Here is a 20,589-nt window from a genome sequence, read left to right on the forward strand (position 1 = left end):
CTCCAGGAGAGCGGTTATGGTGACGTGCTGTTCCCGGCTCGACGCGGGAGCCGCCCGGGATCGAGGTGACAGCGGACGACGTGCCCCCGCCCGAGGTCGCGCGCCGGCGGCGCGCTCGTGTCGCACAGTCCGCCGACGCGGCTGGGGCAGGCGCCGGCGAACGGGCATCCGGCCGCGCTCGCCCGGCCCGCGGGTCCGGCCCGGCGGCTGCCGACGAGCGACGCCGTGTAGGGGTGGTGCGGGCCGTGCAGGACCTGCCCGGCCGGTCCCTGCTCGACGATCCGGCCCTGGTACATCACCGCGATCCGGTCGGCCAGGTAGCCGACGACGGCCAGGTCGTGCGAGATGAACAGGTACGACGTGCCGCCGGCCCGCTGCCGGTCGTCGAGCAGCCGCAGCACGCCGGCCTGCACGCTGACGTCCAGGGCGGACACGGGCTCGTCGCACACCACCAGGTCGGGTTGGCCCGCGAAGGCGCGGGCGATGGCGACCCGCTGGCGCTGGCCGCCGGACAGGCGGTCGGGCCGGGCGTCAAGGACGTGCGCGTCGAGGCCCGCCTCTCCTGCCAGGTCCGCCGGGTCTCGCGGGCCGCCGAGGCTGCGGCTCGCCTTGGCCAGGATGACGCGGACGGTGTGGCTGGGGTTGAGCGAGGCGTAGGGGTTCTGGAAGACCATCTGGACGGCGCGCCGCTGTCCGGGGTCCCGGCGGGTCACCAGGGGATGGAGGGAACGTCCGTGCAACGTGATCGTCCCAGGCCCGCGTCCTGCCAGCCCGGCGACCGCCCTGGCGAGCGTGGTCTTGCCGCTGCCCGACTCGCCGACCAGCCCGACGACCTCACCCCTCCGGATCACCAGATCGGCACCGTCCACGGCCACGGTCCTGCCGTACCGGCGCGTCAGTCCGCGGATCTCCAGCAGCGGCCCGCTCTCCGGCACGGCGGGCTCCGGGTCCATGGGTTCCGTCTCCGTGGCTTCCGTCTCCGTAGCTTCCGTCTCCGGGCGCCCGGCCTGGCCCGGGTGGTGGCAGCTCACCTGGTGGAGAGCCGCCACCGCGGACGGGGCCGGGGCGGTGGAGTGGCACGACGCGTCCGCCCGGGGGCAGCGGGGGGCGAACGAGCAGCCCGCGAGCTCCTCTCCCGGGACGGGCGGATGGCCCGGGATGGGGGTCAGCGGGTGGGTGCGCCGGGTACGGCCCAGCCGGGGCGTACCGGCCAGCAGCGCCGCCGGGTACGGGTGCGCGGGCTCACGGAGGACCGTCCCGGCCGGTCCCTCCTCGACCAGGCGGCCCGCGTACAGGACCCCGACGCGGTCGCACAGTCGTCCGACGAGGTCCAGGTCGTGGCTGATCAGCACCACCGCCGCGGCGAGCTCGGCCCGCAGCTCGCCGATCAGCTCCAGGATCTCCCGCTCGACCGTCGCGTCCAGCCCGGTCGTCGGCTCGTCGAGGACGAGCAGCCGGGGGCGGGCGGCGAGGGCCGCGGCGATGACCACCCGCTGCTGTTGCCCGCCCGACAACTGGTGCGGATACCGGCGGGCGATCGCCCGGGGATCGGGCAGGCGCACCCGTTCCAGCAGTTCGGGGACCTCCCGGCGGTCGCGACCGCGCGCCCGCAGCGCCTGGGTGAGCTGCGTGCCCACCCGCATGGTCGGGTCGAGCGAGGCGCTCGCCTCCTGGTGCACGACGGCCAGCGCCGCCGCCCGCCAGCGCCGCAGGCCCGCGGGCGGCAGCCCGAGCACGTCCACGCCGTCCACGACGATCCGGCCCGAGGTGATCGCCCCGCCCCGCGCGACCTGGCCTCCGAGCGCCCGCCCCACGGTCGTCTTGCCGCACCCCGACTCCCCCACGAGCCCGTACGTCTGACCGGGCGGCACCGTGAACGACACCCCGCGCACCGCCGCCTTCCCCGCGTAGGCGACGGACAGATCCTCGATCACGAGCCCGGTCATGACGCCTCCCAGCGCCCGCGTAGCGCGTCCGCGACCAGCGCGATCCCGACCACGAGCGAGGCGATGGCCAGCGCGGGCCCGAGCACCGTCCACGGCGCGAGCTGCAGCCACAGCCGGTTGTCCGACACCGACGCCCCCCAGTCGGGCGAGCCCGGCGGCTGTCCGAGACCGAGGAACGACAGCGTGGCCGCGGCGAAGATCGCGTCGCCGAAGCGGGACGTGGCCTCCACGAGCACCGTCGGGGCGACGTTCGGCAGGATCTCGCGCACCGTCAGGCCCCAGGACCGCTCGCCGCGCAGCCGGGCCGCCTCCACGTAGGACTTCTCCCGCTCCACCAGCGTGGCGGCGCGCACGCTGCGCGCCACGATCGGCACGAACGACGCGGCGATGACCAGCACCATGACCGTGACCGACCGCCCGGCCAGCGCCACGACCAGCACGGTCGCGATGATCGAGGGGAACACGACGACGGCGTCGAGGAGCCGCATGACGATCTCGTCCACCAGCCCGCCGTAGGTGCCGGCCGCCAGCCCCACCAGGGTCCCGGCCACGACCGCGAACGCGGTCGCCGCCGGCGCGACCAGGAGCACCGGTCTGGCGCCCGCGAGCAGCCGCGAGAGGGTGTCCCTGCCGAACTGGTCGGTGCCCAGCCAGTGCGCGCCCCCCGGCGGCAGGAAGCGGGCGGCCGGGTCGTGCAGGTCCGGCTCGTACGGCACGAGCTGTGGCCAGAGCGCCGCCACGACCGCCCAGGCGAGGACGATCGCCGCGCCGATGCCCAGAGCGGCCTGGTGCCGGTGCCGCCGCGCCGACGGCAGCGCGATGGCCGTCACGCCGCCGCCCCCAGCCGGATCCGCGGATCGAGCAGCCGGTACGCCACGTCGGCGGCGAGCACGATCAGCATGTACAGCAGCCCCAGCACCATGGCCGTGGCCTGCAGCGTCGGCAGGTCCTTGTCGACCGCCGACGACAGCAGCAGCGCCCCGATCCCGGGATGGTTGAACAGCAGCTCGACCGTGACCAGGCCGCCGAGCAGGAACTGCAGCTGCACGCCGAGCGCGCTGGTGGCCGGGATGGTGGAGTTGCGCAGCACGTGCCGCCGGACCACCTGCCACCGGGTGAGCCCGCGCAGTTCGGCGGCGCCCGCGTACGCGCTCTCGATCGCGACCACGGCGCCGGCGCGCACGTGCCGGGCGACGTATCCGGTGCACAGCAGCACCAGTGAGAGCGCCGGCAGCGCCAGATGGCCCAGCCGGACGAGCAGGGAGGAGCCGTCCGGCGCCTGCGCCGAGGAAGGGAACCAGCGCAGCCGCACCGCGAACACCACCAGCAGCACCACCCCGGTCACGAACTCGGGCGTCGCACCCAACGCCAGCCCGCCCACGCTGACCAGGCGGTCCACGGGCCGGTCGTGGTTGACGCCCGCGACCAGCCCGAGGCCGACGGCGACCGGCACGAGCAGGGCGAACGCCAGCGCCGCCAGCAGCATCGAGGCCGCGAGGCGGTCGAGCACGAGGTCGCGGACCGGCACGCCGAGCGTGTAGGACTCGCCCCAGCGGCCGCTGAGGAAGCCGCCCAGCCAGTCCGCGTACCGCTCGGGCAGGGGTGCGTCCAGGCCGAGCTGGGAGCGCAGCCGGGCGACGGACTCCGCGCTCGCCTCGCGGCCCAGGATCGTGCGGGCGACGTCGCCCGGCACCAGCTCGGTCGTGACGAACACCAGAACCGACACCCCCAGCAGGGTCAGCGGCACGGCCACCAGCCGGCGCAGCAGGAAGCGCATCACACGACCTGCGAGACCGAGCTGAAGTCGACGTAGCTGGCGGGGTGAGCCTGGACGCCGGTGAACTTCCGGCCGTTGTAGGCACGGACGGTCCCGCTCCAGACGGAAACGATCACCGGGACGTCCTCGTGCAGGGCCTTGGCGATGATCTCGGCCTGGGTCGCGCGTTCCTCCGGAGTCCGGGCGGCGTCGTAGGCGTCGGCGGCCGCGTCGAGGGCCGGGTTGGCGTACTTCGAGCCGTTCCACACGCCACCGCCCTTGACCATGGGGATGATGAACTGGCTGGGGGTGGCGCGGCCGGCCCAGCCGACGAGGTTCGCGGTGGAGAACAGCCATGGGGTGTCCTTCTCCTGGTCGCCCCCGTAGAAGTCGGCCGAGGTGCGCTGGTCCAGATCGACCTGGATGCCGGCCTGCTTGAGCTGGTTCTGGACGGTGAGCGCGTAGTCCTTGCTGGGCGGGTCGTACGTCAGCGTGAACGTCAGCGGCTGCCCGCCGAGCAGCTCGGCGACCTTCGCCGGGTCCTTGGCGCGCTGGGCGATGCCGTCCGGCGCGGCCGGGAACAGCGGGGCGAGCAGGTGGTCGTTGCCCAGAGCCGCGATGCCGTCGTAGACGGCGGCGTTCACGCCGGGCCGGTCCAGCGCGTACGCGACCGCCTGCCGCGCCTCCTTGCGGTCGAACGGCGGCCGGTCCGTGCGCAGCGTGAACGCGGTCAGACCGGTGCCCTGGACCTGGTCCACGGTGATGTCGCCGAGCCCCTTGAGGGGGCCGACGAGCTGCGGGCGACTGAGGATCTGCGCGTCGATCTCACCGCTCTGCAGCGCCAGCAGGTCGGCCTGGTCGTCGGCATAGAACGTGATCTTCACTCCGTCGAGGTACGGCTTGCCCGGCTCCCAGTACGTCGGGTTGCGGGTGAACGTGGCCCCCGACGACGCGTCGTACGACTCCAGCAGGAACGGCCCCGTGCCGATCGGCTTCTTCGTGAAGTCGCCCGCGTAGTCCTTCTTCAGGATCACCGCGTTGTAGTTGCCCGCCGAAACCAGATACGGGAAGTCGGAGAAGGCCCGTTCGAGCGTGAAGACGACCGTGGCGGCGTCGCGCACGCCCACCCCGCCCTTCGCCAGCACCGTGTCGAAGGCGGACAGCGCGGCGGACTTGGACTTCGGGTCGAGCAGCCGGTCGAAGCTCGCCTTGACGGTCTCCGCGTCGAGCGGCGTGCCGTCGGAGAAGGTGACGCCCTTGCGCAGCGTGAACACCCACCGCTTGCCACCGTCCTCGGGCTCCCACTTCTCGGCCAGCCGCGGCTTCAGGGTGAAGTCCCGGTCGAGCCAGATCAGGTAGTCGGCGACGAGCTGGACGATGGCGATGGCCGAGCCGTCGTACATGGTGACGGGGTCCACAGCGGTCGGCGGCGGAGGGGAGCCCGCGCGCAGGGTCCCGCCGCGTCGGGGTGGCACGGACACCGCGGCGTCCGCACCGGACTGCAGGGCCCTGCCGTCCGCGCCGGTCAGCGGAGCACCGCCGCCTGCACCACAGGCGGCCAGCAGGAGCGAGAGGGCTCCCCCTCCTGTCCCGGCGAGCAGGACCCGCCTGGTCAGATCGGTGGCCCCCGGAAGGGCGGGCCGGTCGAAGGGACGGGGGAATTCCCTCATGGGGGCTCCTTCACGACGAACTACAACCCACTATTCGGGTAGGAATACTCGGATGTCAACCCATGGAGACGCCCACGCCGTCCATCCCGCCAGGCTCAGCCGACGATCCGCTTCTCGAAGCAGGTGGAGTGGGTCATCGAGGTGTAGGGCGGGAAGATCGGGATGCGGGTGTAGCCCTCCCGCTCGTACAGACGGATCGCGTCAGGCTGGCGGTCCCCGGTTTGCAGGATGACGCGTCGCGCGCCCAGCGCGCCCGCGGCCTCCTCGGCCGCGGCGAGCAAGGACCGCGCCACCCCGCCCCCCCGGTGTGACGGGGCCACGTACATCCGCTTGAGCTCGACCTCGTCGCCGAGGCGGCGCAGCAGCACGTGCCCGACGGGCCGCTCGGCGTCGAAGGCGATGCCGGTGAACAGCACGGATTCCGCCCGCACGGCCATCCCGGCGGGAAGGTGGCCGGGGTCGGCCGCCAGCCTGTCGGCGTAGCGCCGGCTCATCTCCTCCTGCATGGCCGCGCGCAGCGCCTCGGCCGCCGGATGGTCATAGGCCAGGGATCGAACGGTGAACGTGGCGTTGTCCATGGTCATGCGTTGCCTCCCGTACGTGTTGCTCACCTGTGACCGGTTCACGGGCGGCGCGTGGCCCATGCCCGATCCCGAGGGCGTGGAGCAGTCCCCGCCTCATGGCGCAGGACGCCCGCCGAGCAGGGACGCCAGCTCCTGGGCGCCGGCGGCGAGCAACCGGACGTGCTCTGCCGGGATCGGCGGGCACTGCGTCCGGCCACACTGCCGGTACGGGCGCTCACCTTCGAACTGATGCGACAGCCGATCAGCGCTGACATGGCGCGCCTGCGCAGAAAGCGAAGTCGATCTCTCGCCCGGAGTACCGAAGGAACCCGCCCATAATCTACACTTTACCTACATAGATACTAGGTTTTAGGTGATCCGGGTCATAGTGCGCCGAACAGGACAGGAAGATCCCGCTGATGAGCCTTCAGTTCCTCTGGTACATCCCGAACCAGGCCCAGCCCGGACACCGCGGTGACGACGTCGTCGCGGACCACAACAGCCTGGAGACCCTCATCGGCCACGCCCGGGCCCTCGAGGAGCACGGCTGGAGCGGGGCGCTCATCGGCACCGGCTGGGGACGGCCCGACACCTTCACGATCGCCACCGCGCTGGCCGCGCGGACCACGACGTTCCAGCCGCTGATCGCGGTCCGGCCCGGCTACTGGCGTCCGGCCAACTTCGCCTCCGCCGCCGCGACCCTGGACCATCTCACCGGTGGCAGGGTGCTGGTCAACATCGTCTCGGGCAAGGACGACCTGGCCGCCTACGGCGACAGCGAAGGCGACCAGGCGCACCGCTACGCCCGTACGAAGGAGTTCATGCGGATCGTGCGCAAGCTGTGGACCGAGGACGACGTCACCTACCACGGCGAACACTTCAGCGTCACCGGCTCCACCGTGGTGCCGCGCACCGTCGTCCGGCGCGGGCGCCGCCACCCCCGCCTCTACTTCGGCGGCGCCTCCGAGGCCGCCGAGCAGGTGGCCGCCACCGAGGCCGACGTCCAGCTCTTCTGGGGCGAGCCACTCGACGGCGTCGCCGCCCGGATCGACCGGCTCAGGCGCCTCAGCGACAAGCTCGGACGCGAGCACCCGCCGCTGGAGTTCGGGCTGCGCATCACCACGCTGGTGCGCGACACCACCGAACAGGCCTGGGCCGACGCCGAGGCCAAGGTCGAGGAGATGGCGAAGGGCGCCATCGAGCGCGACCCGAACCGGCACGCTGCCGTCGGCCAGCAGCGACTGCTCGACCTGGCCGCGCGGGGCGACGTGCTCGACGACAACCTCTACACCGCCCCCGGCAGGTTCGGCGCCGGCGGCGCGGGCACCACCTGGCTGGTCGGCTCGGCCGAGGACGTGGCCAAGTCCCTGCGCAACTATCAGGCCCTCGGCATCACCCACTTCGTCCTCTCCGACACCCCGTACCTGCCGGAGATCAAACGCCAGGGCGACCAACTGCTCCCCCTGTTGCGCGGATGACCAACGGGCGGCGCGGCCGTCGCGGTTCGGCCCGGCGCGTTGGTGCTCTCATGCAGGTCTTGCGCTGCTCCACCTCCACATTGCCGGCCAGGGCGTCGGGAGCGATCATGAACTCCAGGGCGAAGCCGCAGTTCGTCGCGCCAGCCGGGTGAGTGAGACCACCGTTCGTATCTCAACACGCGGGACTGCGCCGCCTCGCATGGTGATACTCGGGTGTGCGTCTCAGGACGCGATGAACGGTCGCGCGGCCCGGCCTGCGCGAAGCCTGCCCAGGAGATCAACGTCCGTGCCAGCGAGGCGATGCGGCAGGGAGGGGCTCTCTGTGATCAGGAAACCTTGGACGAGGAGGCCGTCCAGGTGTTGCACGCCTGCGGGGATCTGGCGCGGAAGCCCTTGTCGAGCCAGATGGCGATGTTGCGGCCTTTGCCGTGGTCGCGGTTCTTGTACTGCTCGTCCCCGCTGTTCCGCGTAATCTGGAGCAAGATCTCCCAGTCTTCCTCGCTGCGTTCTGTCAAGGAGTCCCAGACGCTGCCGGTGAACACTCCGCCTAGGCACTCCGCCTGCAACTCCTTGCGGCGGATCTGCTCGTTCAGTTCACTCTTGTTGCGGTACGGATAGCGGTAGTAGCTGCTGGTGATCCCGGTGAGGTTCTGCACGTGGTGCCCGTACTCGTGGGCGGCCGTCTGGAACAGGAACAGGTCGGTGGAGTCGTCGAGCATGTCGTCGTCCAGAAGGACGAGAAAACGCCGTTCCGCCTTGCAGTAAGCGGCTGCGGCGGAGCCCCAGGGCTCCCCACAGTACTTGCGTGGCTTGGTGATGAATCCGATCTTGGCCTTGGCGAAGGGCAGGCCCGCCTTCTTGAAGTGGGCGCCCCACGACCGGTTGAGACAGTTCAGCACCGCAGTCAGGTACCGCTTGGCGGACGCGACGGTCTTCGGCCCGATTTCGCGCTCCGGGCACCGGCTCGCTTGGAGTTCGCCCGTACGGTACAGCTTGTTCGCGGTCAGAGCCCGGGCCCGGATGGGGAAGGCGGATGTCGCGTGTGCGGTGCCGGATAACGGGGTGCCGGATAACAGCAGGCCGGCGAGCGTGGTGGTGGCGACAAGGGTGACGAAGCGCATGATCGTCATCTTAGGGTGGGTGCCGGGCCTGGTGTCGGCGTCCTCAGGCGGGCCCGTCGGGGGAACAGGGACGCGGGCGTCCTGCCCTGTGGATGCTCGGGGCAGCATCCGTTCATCTGGGCCGCGGGGACTGCCAATCCTGGAGCTTGCCCGTCCAAGCCGTGGCGGGCATGGAGATGCAGGTGTGCAGCGTCCGCCGGCCGGTTCCGGCGAACCGCGTCGATCGACCGCCCTCCGCGTCTGTGCGTCGCACGTCAGCACCTTCGTCGCAGTGGCCAAGGCGATGGACCGTGCTCCGCACCCGCGGGCACGGGCTGCCGCTGCCGTGGATCACCCCCGGTACTGGACGACGCAGTGGTCGTGGACAGGCACGTCAGGCGGCGGCGCGGTCGCCGGTGCGGCGGCGGCGCAGGTCGGTTTGCTCAAGTGCGGGTGGTACGTAGGCGATGTCGAGCGTGCCCGGGTTCACCCCGGGCGGGACCACCTTGTCGATCTGGTCGAGGGTGTCGTCGTCGAGGGTGGTGCCGGCGCCGGCGAGCAGGTCGCCGAGCTGCGCCATGGTGCGGGGACCGATGATCGCCGAGGTGACCGCGGGATGGCTGATGACGAAGGCCAGGGCCAGATGGGTCAGCGACAGACCGGCCTGCTCGGCGATCGGGACGAGTTCTTCGACGGCATCGTGGTTGCGCTTGTCGGTCATGTGCTTGGGCACCCAGTGCATGCGGGCGCTCGAGACTTGTTCGTTGCCGCCCTTGCGGTAGCGGCCGGTGAGCAGCCCCGAGGCCAGCGGGCTCCAGACCAGCGTGCCCAGCCCGTAGCGCTCGCAGACCGGGAGGACGTCGCGCTCGATGCCGCGGTTCAGGATCGAGTACGGCGGCTGTTCGGTGCGGAAGCGGGCCAGCCCGCGCCGTTCTGAAGTCCATTGGGCCTCGACGATCTCCGCGGCCGGCAGGCTGGAATGGCCGATCGCGCGTACCTTGCCCGCCTGCATCAGGTCGGTCAGGGCGGCGAGGGTCTCCTCGATGTCGGTGCCGGGCTCGGGGTGGTGGACCTGGTAGAGGTCGATGTGGTCGACGCCGAGACGCCGCAGCGAGTTCTCGACCGCGGTGACGATCCAGCGGCGGGAACTGCCGCGATGGTTGGGGTCGGCGCCCATGGGGCCGTTGAACTTGGTGGCGAGCACCACGTCGTCGCGTCGGCCGCGCAGCGCCTTGCCCACGATCCGTTCGGTTTCGCCGTCACCGCCGTAGACGTCGGCGGTGTCGATGAAGTTGATGCCGGCGTCGAGGGCCCGGTGGATGATGGCGACGCAGTCGTCGGGGTCGGGGTTGCCGAACGGGCCGAACATCATGGTGCCGAGGCAGTAGGGACTGACCTTGATGCCGGTACGGCCCAGAGGGCGAGTGCGCATGATCTGTTCCTTCGAGAAAGCCGGGCGGTCCGAGGCGGCCTGGGCAGGCCGCCTCGGACCGGATGAGTGGGTTGGTGGTCAGCCGGCGTACGGGGCGGCGACGTCGAGGATCCAGGTGACGCCGAAGCGGTCGGTCAGCATCCCGAAGCCCGGGGCCCACTGCGACGGGCCGTACTTCTCGATGATGTCGGCGCCGTCGGCGAGCTTGTTCCACAGCGCGCCGACTTCCTCGGCGGTCTCGCCGCGGACGGACACGAAGAACCGCTCGCCGGTCAGCGTCATGCCGTGCTCGCGAGTGGTGGCGGCGGGCGCGGTGGCGGCCGGTGCCTGGCCGGGCACGTCGTACGCCATGATGCTGAAGCCGTTGTCGGCCGCCACCTGGCCGAAGACGATCTTGTCGGCGTCCGGCAGTTCCTTCGGCATGCCGAAGTCGCCGTACGAGATGGCGGTGAGGCGGCCGCCGAACACGGTCTGGTAGAACTCCAGCGCTGCGCGAGCGTCGCCGCGGAAGTTCAGGTGGGTGGTGGTGGAGATGGCCATGCTGATGACTCCTTATTGATTTTCCGGGCGCCAGTGTCAAAGGGGGGCCGTCCGGGTGCCGTGGCTGACCGGCTCGATACGAAGGTTCGCAGGGGTAGGTGACAGGGTGTGGCACCTACTTCGGGCAGGATGAGGTTCATGCAGAAAACTTCTGCCCGGCTGCTGGCTCTGCTGTCGCTGCTGCAGACCCGCCGGGACTGGCCCGGCACGGCGCTGGCCGATCGCCTGGACATCAGCCTGCGCACCGTGCGCCGCGATGTCGACCGGCTCCGCGAGCTCGGCTACCCCATCGCCGCCGTCAAAGGCCCTGACGGCGGCTACCGGCTCAGCGCCGGCACCGAACTACCCCCGCTGCTGTTCGACGACGAACAGGCCGTCGCCCTCACCATCGCCTTGCAGATCGTCGCCACCAACCCCGGCGACGGCCTCGCCGAACCCGCCGAACGGGCACTGAACACCATCCGGCAGATCATGCCCTCCCGACTCCGGCACCGCATCGACGCGCTGCGCGTCACCGCCGTCGAACGACCTGTCACCCGGCCGGCCACCCCGGTCGACGGCGACGTGCTCCTGACCATCAGCGCCGCCGTCCACGCCCGCGAGATCTTGCGCTTCGACTACGGCGCCGAGGTCACGGACAAACCCCCGCGCCGCGTCGAACCCCACCACGTCATCACCTGGGACGGACGCTGGTACCTCATCGCCTGGGACCTTGACCGCGACGACTGGCGCACCTTCCGCGCCGACCGGATCACCCCGCGCACCCCCAGCGGGCCCCGGTTCACTCCGCGCGTACTGCCCGGAGGAGACGTCGCCGCCTTCGTCACCAGCACGTTCCGCGGCTCTGGCGACGCCTCGGGCAACTGGCCCTGCCAAGGCACAGTGATCCTCGACCTGCCCGCCGCCACCGTGGCCCTCTACACCCGCGAGGGAATCGTCGAGGAGACCAGCCCCCACCGCTGCCGGCTCACCCTCGGATCCTGGTCCTGGCCCAGCCTCGCCGCCGCCATCGCCCGCTACGACGCCGACATCGAAGTCATCGGCCCCGACGAACTCACCGACGCCTTCGAACACCTCGCCCGCCGATTCACCAGAACCGCAACCGGCCACGGCCTCGCATCACCGACATCGTGAGTTGCCCACGAAAGACCCAGTGGTTGAACAGACCACCGAACTCGCCGGCACCATGCGGGACCGGTCAGACGCAAGCGGCCTGTTAATCGCACACTGCGCCTCAACCCCCGGCCCCGGCCCCGAGCAAGAAAGGGGCGGCTCCCCTTGGCCGCGAACCGCCTCACCTGCCCGGTCAGGTAGGAGGTGGCGAGGGCGAGGCCGTGGAAGGTCGGGTGAAGGTCAGCGGCCGGACCGTGCCCGGGCGCACCGCAGCTCCCGTTCTCGTCTTGGCGAGGGCGGGCCGCTGAATCGGCCGTCATCCGCGGTGGCGGGCGACGGGGCCAGGGGCAGTGCGGCCAGAAGGGCGAGGGCCGTTTCCCTTGTCAGCGAGGGCACCGGTTCAGAGGGCCGAGGTCGCCGGGGTGGATCCGTGTGCCTGCACCGACAGGTCCTGCCAGTCGGCCCAGGTCTTGAGCCGGTCGGCGTAGACCTGCGGAACCATCTGATGGCCTTGAACGCCGAAGAACACCCGCAGGGGCGCCTTTCGCCGTCGGGGCTTACAGCGGACGGATGTTGTGGTTGCGGGAGAACAGATTGCCGGGGTCGTACTGCCGCTTCACCGCCGCGAGCCGCTGATGGGTGTACGGCGGATAGATCGCGGCGACGTCCTCCTCGGTGGCGGAGGCGAGGAAGTTGGCGTAGGCGCCGCTGACATGAGGTGTGAGCTCGGCCCAGATCGCCGTCAGCGCGGGGCGGGTGGCCTCGATGACCTGCGGCGTGCCTATGGTGGTGGTCACGAACATCAACTCCGCCTGGCGATGGGCATAGGCGGTGACGTCGCCGGGAAGAGCTGACACCGCGCCTCCCACACTGCGGACGGAGATCTTCGGCGCGGACCCCGATGCCGCGGCCTCGGCCAGGATCCGGAGGACCTCTGGCACCGGCGCGGCGTCGACGAACGCACTACGAGTGAACAACCGGATGCCGGGCGGTGGGGGCGCGAAGTCCACCAGCACGTCCGCGTACGGCTTGAGCTCGACATCGTCGCCGATCACCGAACCGAGCCTGCGGATCGGATCGAGGGCCTGGGCGGCGAGCCCGGGGTCATCGCCGTCGAAGGCGACCTGCACCTCGACGGGCGCGTCCGCCCCGCCGGCGAAGGGATTGGCGAAGTCCACGATGGAGGTCAGCTCATCAGGCGCGGTGCGCAGGTGATCCGCCCAGCCCTGGAGTACGGTGGCCGCCTCGGAGCCGGGAAACGTGATCTTGCCGAAGTGCACGTCCGTCGTCGGGTGCGCGGCGAATTCGAAGGCGGTCACGATCCCGAAATTGCCGCCCCCGCCACGAAGCGCCCAGAACAGCTCCGGGTTCTCCGTGGCGCTCGCCCGCACCAGCTCACCGCCGGCGGTGACCATCTCCGCGGCGACCACGTTGTCCAGGGCCAGGCCGTACTTCCTCACCTTCCACCCGATGCCACCGGTCAACGTCAGCCCGCCGACGCCGACGCTCCTGGTGTCGCCGGCGGAGATCGCCAGGCCGTGCGGCGCCAGCGCGGCCGCGACCTGGCCCCAGGTGGCGCCGCCGCCGATCCGTACAAAGTGACGCTCCTTGTCGATGATCTCCACGCTCGCGAGCTTGCCGAGGTCGAGCACGACGCCGCCGTCGTTGGTGCCGAAACCCGCGAAGCCGTGGCCGCCGCCTCGTACGGACAGGACGAGCCCCGTGCCGATGGCGAGCTCGACTGCGGCCTGCACGTCCGCGACGCTCTCGGGCCGCAGGATCAGGGCTGGACTTCCCGCGACCAGCATCGAGCGGCTGGCCGCTTCGTAGGCTTCCGCGCCCGGTGCGATGACGTCCCCGCCGAAGCCGGGACGCGAGGTTGCACGCGCTGAACCCATGATGTTCCTTCCACAGTGAAAGTTGTCGATGGTCGAACTGCCGGCCAGCCGTGCCTGCGCGGCACGAGCGCGACGATTACCAGCCGTAGGGGCCGAATCGGGCCCAGGCAACGACTACGTTCATCAGAAACAGGACGGCCGTGACGGCGAGGCCGGAGATCTCCGTGCGGCGCAGGTGCATGACCGCAGCACATCCGGTCAGGATCGCGAGCCCCGTCGCGGCGATCGGCGTCAGGATCGGCGCGATCCCGGTGGCGGCGGGGAGGATCAGGCCGAGCGCGCCGAGCAGCTCCGGCACGGCGATGAGCCGCACCGCCGCCAAGGGCACGTCCCCCATCCACGGGTACTTGCCGATCAGCTTGTCCTCTGGCTGGGTGGCCTTCTCCAGGCCGGACATGGCGAACATGGCGGCCAGCAGGACCTGGAGGATCCACAGGAAGATGTTCATCGAGGTCGTTCCCCGTTACCGCGCGCCGCTCGGGGGCTCGAGGCCGGTCATGCCCTTGCCGCTCCGGACGTCGAACGGCACCGAGACCTGGTCGTGCGTGATCCACCAGATGCCGTCGATCTTCCGCAAGCCGTAGGTGACCCTCACCCACATGCCGCTCGTCGCCGGACCGCCCTTCAACGTGCCGCTGAGCCGGCCGAAGGCGTGCCCGAAGGCCACCTCATCGCCCACGGTCAGCGTCAGGTCGCGGATCTCGTAGTTCACGCTCTCGAACAGAGCGAACACCTTGGCCCAGTTCTTGAGCTTCGCCTCGATCCCCACGTCCTGGAGAGGCGACTCGATGTCGAAGGACACGATGTCCGTCGAATACACCTGCTTCAGGCCCTCAAGATCCTTGGCGTGGAGCCCTTCGATGATCTTGTCTATCCGGCCGCGGATCTCGGCCTCGTCCGTCTCGCGCTGCGTTGGCATCGCTGCCCCTTTGCGGGTTCAAGTTCGTCGCTTTCGTCCAGGCGACGAACGAGGACCCGCCGGGGGGACAACCCGGTTCAAATATTTTCGAGCCGCCTGGTGAGGAATCGGCGCTCGGGCGTGGAGGTGGCCATCCGCAGTGCCCGGCCGTACGCCGCTCTGGCCTCTTCCCCGCGGCCGAGACGCCGCAGCAGCTCGGCGCGGGTGGAGTGGAAGTAGAGGTAGTCGTGCAGGTCAAGGCCATCGACGACGCTCAGTGCGGCGACGGGGTCGCCGGCCTGGGCCAGGGCCGCCGCACGATTCAGCTCGACCACGGGCGAACCGGTGAGCTTCACCAGCCGCCCGTACAGCTCCGCGACCTGGCGCCAATCGACGCGCTCGTGTGTCTGCAGGGACGCGATCACGGCCTGGACGACGTAAGCGCCCCGCCCGCCGAGAACGAGCGCCTGGTCGAGCACCGCGCGTCCCTCGTCGATCTGAGCCATGTCCCAGAGCGAGCGATCCTGATCGTCGAGCAGAACAAGATCTTCGCCAGAGAACCGAGCCTGCCGCCGGGCGTGGTGGATCATCATCAGCGCGAGCAGCCCGTACGCCTCAGGTTCCTTCGGCAGGAGCCCGATGAGCAGTCGCCCCAGGCGGATGGCCTCGGCGCCCAGGTCGACGCGGCCGCTGTAGCCCTCGTTGTAGATCAGATAGATGACGGTCAGCACCGCGCCGAGACGCTCGGGAAGCTGACGGGCATCGGGGACCTCGAACGGCATCGCGGCCACCTGGATCTTACTCTTGGCCCGGGACAGGCGACGCTTCATGGTCTCCTCGGAAACCATGAACGCCCTGGCGATCTCGGCCGTCTGCAGGCCGCCAAGGGCCCGCAGGGTGACTGCCACCTGCCCTTCCAGCGACAGCGCCGGATGACAGCACATGTAGATCAGCTCAAGCCGCTCGTCCTTGATCACACCTTCGTCGAGCTCGTCCACTACGGCCTCCGGCACCGGCAGCAGAGGCATCTTCTCCGCCAGGATCCGCTCACGGCGGATCCGGTCGATCGCCCGGTTGCGAGCCGTGGTCACCAGCCACGCCCCCGGGTTGGGCGGCATGCCCGAGGCGGGCCAGCGCTCCGCCGCGATCGCGAATGCCTCCTGCGCGGCTTCCTCGGCCTTGTCGAAGTCCCCGAGATAGCCGACCAGCGAGGCCAGCACCCGGCCCCACTCGTCCCGGAAGACCTCATCGAGCGGCATCAGCGCCGCACCAGCGCCCTGACCTCAACCGTGGCGCCGAACCGGGCAGCCGGGAGGCGAGCCGCCAGGCCGAGCGCCTCCTGCAGGTCGGCCGCCTCGATCAGGCAGAGGCCGCCGAGGACCTCCTTGGTGTCGGCGAAGGGGCCATCGGTCGTCAGCATCCGATCGCCGACCACCCGCACCGTGGTCGCCGTCTCGGCGGGTTGCAGCTGCGCGCCGGTGACATAGCGGGCGTCGTCGGCCAGCGCGAAATACTGCGCATAGGCCTCCTCGCGTTCCGCGTCGGACAACGCCTCGTGGTAGCCCGGCTTGGTGTAGATCAAGAGGGCGTACTGCATCGCGACCTCCAGGGGTTACGGACTCCTACGTACGCTGCCGGAATGTCCCTTACTTATAGGACATCTCGAAACCGTAGTGCATGGCTGCGCGCGGCCTTCCCCGGGGCGAGAACCGGGCTGAACCACTGACCGCCCGGGTCCCCTCCGGCTGCACCGACGGCCGTACGAAGCAAGTGGCGGGCCACGCCGAGAGGTTCCGGGTCGAGGCGAACCGTCCCCCATCGAGGAAGCGCCCAGGCCAGCTAGCTCGATATTCGGACGGCACATCATTCGGTCGCTCGTAGTGGTGACGGGCGTGGCCGGGAATCACTTGAGCTCCCGGCGCCCTGGCAAGCGGACGGGAATCCCATGGATCCGGACGGCGCGCTCCCCGGCTCGATCCGGACAAGGTCGCAACCTGCTTCCATCTGTTCAGAGCCGAGAGCGAAAGCGAAAGCCGGCCGGAGGCGGCCCGGCGCCTCGAACGGTGGAGAAATGCAGGGGGGAGCCGGCCATGAGCGCGTCGGCGTGTGTCCGGGGTGTGAATTGGTGGTCATAGGGGTGACCGCCCGGCGCGTGCGATAAGCGGGGGGCGGAGTCAATCGGGCCGTGCTCAGGTGGCCCGGAAACGTCCGGCTGGGGTCCTGGTGCGGCGGTTCCGCATGTCTGCAATCTTACGGGGCGACTTTGTCCGGGCTTTTTCGTATGCATGGAAACGGAGAGGGCCGTGGCATGAATGTCACAGAACAACGTTGGCATGTCCTGATGGCGTACCGGCCGCGACTGCTGGCCTTGGCGATACGCATGGGGGCGGGGGCGGACGCGGAGGACGTCGTCCAGGACGCGTTGCTGCGTACCGCCACCTTCGCCGGGCTGGAGGAGGAACGGGCGTGGCCCTTCCTCGCCACCGTCACGGCGCGACTCGTGGTCGACCACCACCGCCGAACCGCCCGCGACCTGGTGTTACGCCGCCACGCGGCACTCATGCCACGCCCCCACGGCTTCGAGGACGCCGTGGCCGACGGGGACGAGGCCAGGCGCGCGGCACCCCTGATCGCACTGCTCGACCCCGAGATCCGCCATGTGGTCCGCCTGCGGATGGAAGGCGCCACCTGGGGACAGATCGGTGTCGCGTGCGGCGAATCGGCCGCCGCCGTCGAGATGCGGTATCGCCGTGCGACGGCTCCCGTGCGGCGGGCCATGAACCGCCCGGCCGGAAATCGGTGATGAATTCTGTCGAGCTCGCCGCCCAGGAGCGTACTACCGGTGAAAGGTTCGTTCGTTCAGGCCGATGTGCGATTCTTGGGAATCGCGGAAAAGGACAGCCATGAGAAGCTCTCGAAGGCGCATTCCGCCCGTACGGCATGCGTTTGTCGTGCTGCTGGCGGCGGCGCTCGCCTGCTTGATGTTCGCGCCCGCCGCGGGAGCAGAGAGCAGGACGTCCCAGAAAGTCTCGTCGTCTCTTACGGATCCCGACACCGAACTGGCCACCACGGAGAACGGCGAGGAACCGCTGGACTCCATCTCCAGCGAGGATTATCTCGCGAAGCTCGCCCAGAACGATGTCATCGTCTCGGCGGAGGAACGGACCCAGATCATGGCGAGTTCCTGCTGGATCTACACCGGCTACCGGGGCGGCAAGAACCGCGTCGGCCAATGGCTCTGGAAGTATTTCCAGAGAATGGACTACTGCCGCGACGGCTCCCGGATCACCAGCGCCCACTTCTACACCAGGTGGGCCGAGGTCTACATGGTGGGCTGGTCGTTCAAGGGTCACGAGTCGCTCGTGAGCAACGGCGGCCGGGGAGCGGCCCAATGGCGCAAGCGGACCCAGGGCGTCTTCTGCCTGGTCCCGTACCTCTCCTGCATACAGGAATCGCACCCCTGGGTGGACATGACCGTCTACGGTAACGGCGCGAAGTCCTTCAGCGCCGGCGGCTGACACACGAGAGCGCCGGTCCGGGAAGCCCTCCGGGCCGGTGCTCTGTGTCGTCGGCGGCGAACGGAAGCGTCATGATCTCCTGCGGAAACGCGACGGTGAAACCCCGGCCCACGCCACGAACGCCTGCCGTAAGGACTCGGCGGAGGAGAACCCGCACCGCCGGGCGATGGCCGCGACCGGCTCACGAGTGCCGGTGAGCAACTGGGCGGCCGCTTCGAGCCGCGTCTCGCGCACCAGCCGCGAGGGAGTGCGGCCGACGCACTCGACGAACAGCCTGCTCAGATGCCGCTCGCTCACCCCGGCGAGCGCGGCCAGACGGGCGACACCGAGGTCCTCGTCCAGATGGCTGACCACGTGGTCGACGACCCGCCGGACCAAGACCTGGTCGGCGTGCGCGATCCGGTTGAACATGCTCACCTGCGCCTGGTCCCCCGGCCTTTTCAGGTACGTGACCATGCCCATGGCGACGCGGCGGGCCAGCTCGGCCCCGTGGTCCTCCTCGATGAACGACAACGTGAGATCCAGCGAGGCCGTGACCCCGCCTGACGTCGCGACCGTGCCGTCCCGTACGAAGATCGGAGCGGGGTCGACCCGTACGTGCGGGTATCGGGCGGCCAGCCGTCCGGCCTCGTACCAGTGCGTGGTGGCCCGGCGGTTGTCGAGCAACCCGGCCGCGGCCAGCACGGTCGCCCCGGTGCACACGGACGCGACCCGCCGCGACAGCCCGGCGAGCCGCATGACCTGACTCACGAACCGAGGGTTGGCGGCGGCGATCTCGTGCCCCTGGCCGCCCGAGACGATGAGGGTGTCGATGGGGCCGCCCATCGTGTCGATCCGTCCCTGGCCGGGCAGCTCCAGCCCGGAGTCGCAGCGTACGGGCCGGCCCATCGGAGTGGCGAACACGACCTGGTACACCGGGTCGGCACCCTGCCGGTTGGCGTAGTCGAAACCGGTCGTCACACACGCGACGTCAACGAGTTCGATGCCGTCGAAACCGATGACGACCACCAGCCGTCCTGTCATGCCTACACGGTACGAGCGAGCGACGGAACACGCGCTGCCGAAGTTCCACGAATGGCCCCCAGCGCGCCGGAAGCAGCGGACGACTGCTGCATCACCTCAGCGCAGGTCAGACGGCGGCGTTGGAATCGCGGTTTCCAGGGCTCCGGCACGGCCCATGTCCGCCGCATCTCGGTGGCACCGCTGGACGACTCCATCCGAACAGGCGCGGCACGGCCGGGAGGTGCGGCTGCTGCGGGTCGACCGCCACGCCATGGTCGTGTACGCCCTGACCTGGGAACTGCCGATCCGCGGGCCCGCCTCGCCTTCCGGAGGGGAATTGACCTCAAGCCCGCCTGAGGTTGCATAGTCGGCCGCATGAACAACTTCGAGATCGGTGTGATCCTTCCTGGCGTCGGCGAGCAGCGCACAAGGGGCCTCGACCTGCGGGAGGCCGCCCGGCACGCGGAGGACGCCGGGTTGGACGGCGTCTGGCACGGCGACCACCTGGCCATCGGCGCGCCGACCCTGGACGCGTCGATCGCGCTGGCCACCGCGGCCGCCATCACGTCGAGGGTCAGGATCGGCGCAAGCGTGTTCGTCCCGGCGATCCGGCCGCTGGCCTGGGCGGCCAAGCAGGTCGCGAGCCTGCAGCACGTGTCGGGCGGCAGGCTGGTCCTGGGCGTCGGCTCGGGCGGCGGGCCGGGGCAGTGGGCCGCCGCCGGGGTGGCGTACGGGCGGCGCGGGCGCCGTACGGACACCGCGCTGGAACTGCTCCCCGAGCTGCTGGCCGGGAAGGAGACCCGGCTGCCGGACGAGCCGGGGCAGCCGCCGGTCACGCTGTCCCCGGCCGCGGCCATGCCGCCCGTGTGGGTCGGCAACGCGTCGGAGGCGGCGATCCGGCGGGCGGCGCGGCTGGGCGACGGCTGGTTCCCCTCGCTGATCTCCCCGCTGGAGGTCGCCGAGGGACGGGGACGGCTGGCCGAACTGGCCGGGCAGGCAGGCCGTCCCGTTCCGATCGTCGCCATCGGTTGCGCCGCCGCGCTGGGAGCCGGGCCCGACGTCCCGTCCCGGGCTCAGGTGGCGTCCGGGATCAGCGCCGGCTACGGCCGTCCGCTTGAGGACGTGCTGCCGCTCCCCCTCACCGGCCAGCCCGAGGAGGCCGCCGGACGGCTGAACGACTACCGCGAGGCCGGGGCGAGCCACGCGGTCGTCGGGATCTCGGGCGGCGACTGGCGGCGGCAGGTGGACCTCCTGGCGGAGGTGCGCACCCTCCTGCACGGGTGACGTCCCGGACGAACCGGGGTCGGGATCCTGTCCAGGTGCGCCAAGCGGTTGGGCCCGCGGCAGACGTGCCGCCGGCGATGAACGGGGCCAGTCACATCCCGCCGAGATCGCAGGCTCTGGAGGCCACATCTCGTGGGATCCCGGCTCTGTTGAGGGAATCGCGGCACTGGAGCCAGCCTCCGATCTCGCCGCTGGCGGCCACCGCGCATGACGCCCTTGTCCGTGCGTTCGGGCCGTATCCCTTGCCTTCCAGGTAGGACACGCAATCGCCGGCGTCGGCCTGCGCCGGTGACGCGGTGAAGGCGACGAGCCCAGCCGCCATGGTCGCGGCTGCCGCCACAGTTGCAAGGAAAGCTTTGGACATGCGAGCTTCCTCCCTTCGTGAGCCATT

19 protein-coding genes are annotated in these 20,589 nt (G+C 70.5%); 5 read left to right on the top strand and 14 right to left on the bottom strand.

What is annotated here, in order from left to right; all coding sequences use genetic code 11:
• Positions 1-14 precede the first annotated feature (14 nt).
• From ACFYYW_RS43300 to ACFYYW_RS43320, 5 genes are all read right to left on the bottom strand, one after another.
• Positions 15-1,946, bottom strand: coding sequence for a dipeptide ABC transporter ATP-binding protein (locus ACFYYW_RS43300; RefSeq protein ID WP_387658869.1), 1,932 nt, complete (start codon positions 1,944-1,946; stop codon positions 15-17).
• On the bottom strand, positions 1,943-2,776 hold the full coding sequence (locus ACFYYW_RS43305) for an ABC transporter permease (RefSeq protein WP_387658871.1): 834 nt from the start codon (positions 2,774-2,776) through the stop codon (positions 1,943-1,945). The genes ACFYYW_RS43300 and ACFYYW_RS43305 overlap by 4 nt, the downstream gene beginning before the upstream one ends.
• On the bottom strand, positions 2,773-3,723 hold the full coding sequence (locus ACFYYW_RS43310) for an ABC transporter permease (protein ID WP_387658874.1): 951 nt from the start codon (positions 3,721-3,723) through the stop codon (positions 2,773-2,775). Before ACFYYW_RS43310 ends, ACFYYW_RS43305 begins: the two co-directional genes overlap by 4 nt.
• Positions 3,723-5,372 (bottom strand): ABC transporter substrate-binding protein, encoded by a 1,650-nt coding sequence (locus ACFYYW_RS43315; RefSeq protein ID WP_387658877.1) that lies wholly within the window; start codon positions 5,370-5,372, stop codon positions 3,723-3,725. The genes ACFYYW_RS43310 and ACFYYW_RS43315 overlap by 1 nt, the downstream gene beginning before the upstream one ends.
• A 95-nt stretch (positions 5,373-5,467) precedes the next feature.
• Positions 5,468-5,956 carry a GNAT family N-acetyltransferase gene (locus ACFYYW_RS43320; protein ID WP_387658880.1) on the bottom strand — a complete coding sequence of 163 codons (489 nt, stop codon included), beginning with the start codon at positions 5,954-5,956 and terminating at the stop codon, positions 5,468-5,470.
• Between the two features lie 398 nt (positions 5,957-6,354).
• Between ACFYYW_RS43320 and ACFYYW_RS43325 the strand changes: the two genes are divergently transcribed.
• Positions 6,355-7,413, top strand: coding sequence for an LLM class flavin-dependent oxidoreductase (locus tag ACFYYW_RS43325; RefSeq protein ID WP_387658883.1), 1,059 nt, complete (start codon positions 6,355-6,357; stop codon positions 7,411-7,413).
• 326 nt (positions 7,414-7,739) lie between these two features.
• On the opposite strand, the gene ACFYYW_RS43330 is transcribed toward ACFYYW_RS43325, so the two are convergent.
• The 3 genes from ACFYYW_RS43330 to ACFYYW_RS43340 all read right to left on the bottom strand — a co-directional run bounded on the left by ACFYYW_RS43330 (position 7,740) and on the right by ACFYYW_RS43340 (position 10,485).
• A complete protein-coding gene (locus ACFYYW_RS43330) occupies positions 7,740-8,534 on the bottom strand; it encodes a neutral zinc metallopeptidase (protein ID WP_387658886.1) in 795 nt (264 codons plus the stop codon).
• Positions 8,535-8,907: 373 nt separating this feature from the next.
• Positions 8,908-9,945, bottom strand: a complete 1,038-nt coding sequence (locus ACFYYW_RS43335) for an aldo/keto reductase (protein ID WP_387658888.1) — start codon at positions 9,943-9,945, stop codon at positions 8,908-8,910.
• 78 nt (positions 9,946-10,023) lie between these two features.
• Entirely contained in the window at positions 10,024-10,485 is a 462-nt protein-coding gene (locus ACFYYW_RS43340) for a VOC family protein (RefSeq protein ID WP_387658891.1), read from the bottom strand.
• Between the two features lie 138 nt (positions 10,486-10,623).
• On the opposite strand from ACFYYW_RS43340, the gene ACFYYW_RS43345 reads away from it, so the two are divergent.
• The gene (locus ACFYYW_RS43345) at positions 10,624-11,619 is read left to right on the top strand and encodes a helix-turn-helix transcriptional regulator (RefSeq protein WP_387658893.1); all 996 of its coding nucleotides are present in this window, start codon (positions 10,624-10,626) and stop codon (positions 11,617-11,619) included.
• A gap of 536 nt (positions 11,620-12,155) precedes the next feature.
• Here the strand turns inward: ACFYYW_RS43345 and ACFYYW_RS43350 are convergent.
• The 5 genes from ACFYYW_RS43350 to ACFYYW_RS43370 all read right to left on the bottom strand — a co-directional run bounded on the left by ACFYYW_RS43350 (position 12,156) and on the right by ACFYYW_RS43370 (position 15,991).
• Positions 12,156-13,607, bottom strand: coding sequence for an FAD-binding oxidoreductase (locus tag ACFYYW_RS43350; RefSeq protein ID WP_387658896.1), 1,452 nt, complete (start codon positions 13,605-13,607; stop codon positions 12,156-12,158).
• Positions 13,573-13,944: a DoxX family protein gene (locus ACFYYW_RS43355; protein ID WP_387658899.1), complete on the bottom strand. Its 372-nt coding sequence runs from the start codon at positions 13,942-13,944 to the stop codon at positions 13,573-13,575. The genes ACFYYW_RS43350 and ACFYYW_RS43355 overlap by 35 nt, the downstream gene beginning before the upstream one ends.
• A 15-nt stretch (positions 13,945-13,959) precedes the next feature.
• Positions 13,960-14,415 (bottom strand): YybH family protein, encoded by a 456-nt coding sequence (locus tag ACFYYW_RS43360; protein WP_387658901.1) that lies wholly within the window; start codon positions 14,413-14,415, stop codon positions 13,960-13,962.
• Between the two features lie 77 nt (positions 14,416-14,492).
• Positions 14,493-15,653 carry an RNA polymerase sigma factor gene (locus ACFYYW_RS43365; RefSeq protein WP_387658904.1) on the bottom strand — a complete coding sequence of 387 codons (1,161 nt, stop codon included), beginning with the start codon at positions 15,651-15,653 and terminating at the stop codon, positions 14,493-14,495.
• Positions 15,653-15,991, bottom strand: a complete 339-nt coding sequence (locus tag ACFYYW_RS43370) for a YciI family protein (protein WP_387658907.1) — start codon at positions 15,989-15,991, stop codon at positions 15,653-15,655. The genes ACFYYW_RS43365 and ACFYYW_RS43370 overlap by 1 nt, the downstream gene beginning before the upstream one ends.
• Positions 15,992-16,735: 744 nt before the next feature.
• On the opposite strand from ACFYYW_RS43370, the gene ACFYYW_RS43375 reads away from it, so the two are divergent.
• Positions 16,736-17,197: an RNA polymerase sigma factor gene (locus tag ACFYYW_RS43375; RefSeq protein ID WP_387658910.1), complete on the top strand. Its 462-nt coding sequence runs from the start codon at positions 16,736-16,738 to the stop codon at positions 17,195-17,197.
• A 148-nt stretch (positions 17,198-17,345) separates the two neighbouring features.
• A complete protein-coding gene (locus tag ACFYYW_RS43380; RefSeq protein WP_387658913.1) occupies positions 17,346-17,912 on the top strand; it encodes a hypothetical protein in 567 nt (188 codons plus the stop codon).
• A 69-nt stretch (positions 17,913-17,981) separates the two neighbouring features.
• Here the strand turns inward: ACFYYW_RS43380 and ACFYYW_RS43385 are convergent, their stop codons facing one another.
• Complete coding sequence (locus ACFYYW_RS43385) at positions 17,982-18,935, bottom strand: GlxA family transcriptional regulator (protein ID WP_387658916.1); 954 nt, start codon at positions 18,933-18,935, stop codon at positions 17,982-17,984.
• A 354-nt stretch (positions 18,936-19,289) separates the two neighbouring features.
• Here ACFYYW_RS43385 and ACFYYW_RS43390 point away from each other — a divergent pair, with 354 nt between their 5' ends.
• Positions 19,290-20,198 (top strand): LLM class flavin-dependent oxidoreductase, encoded by a 909-nt coding sequence (locus ACFYYW_RS43390; protein ID WP_387658918.1) that lies wholly within the window; start codon positions 19,290-19,292, stop codon positions 20,196-20,198.
• Positions 20,199-20,589 lie beyond the last annotated feature (391 nt).

Origin of the sequence: Nonomuraea sp. NPDC001831 (genome assembly GCF_042892035.1) — a bacterium.
In the GTDB taxonomy this organism is placed as follows: Bacteria; Actinomycetota; Actinomycetes; order Streptosporangiales; family Streptosporangiaceae; genus Nonomuraea.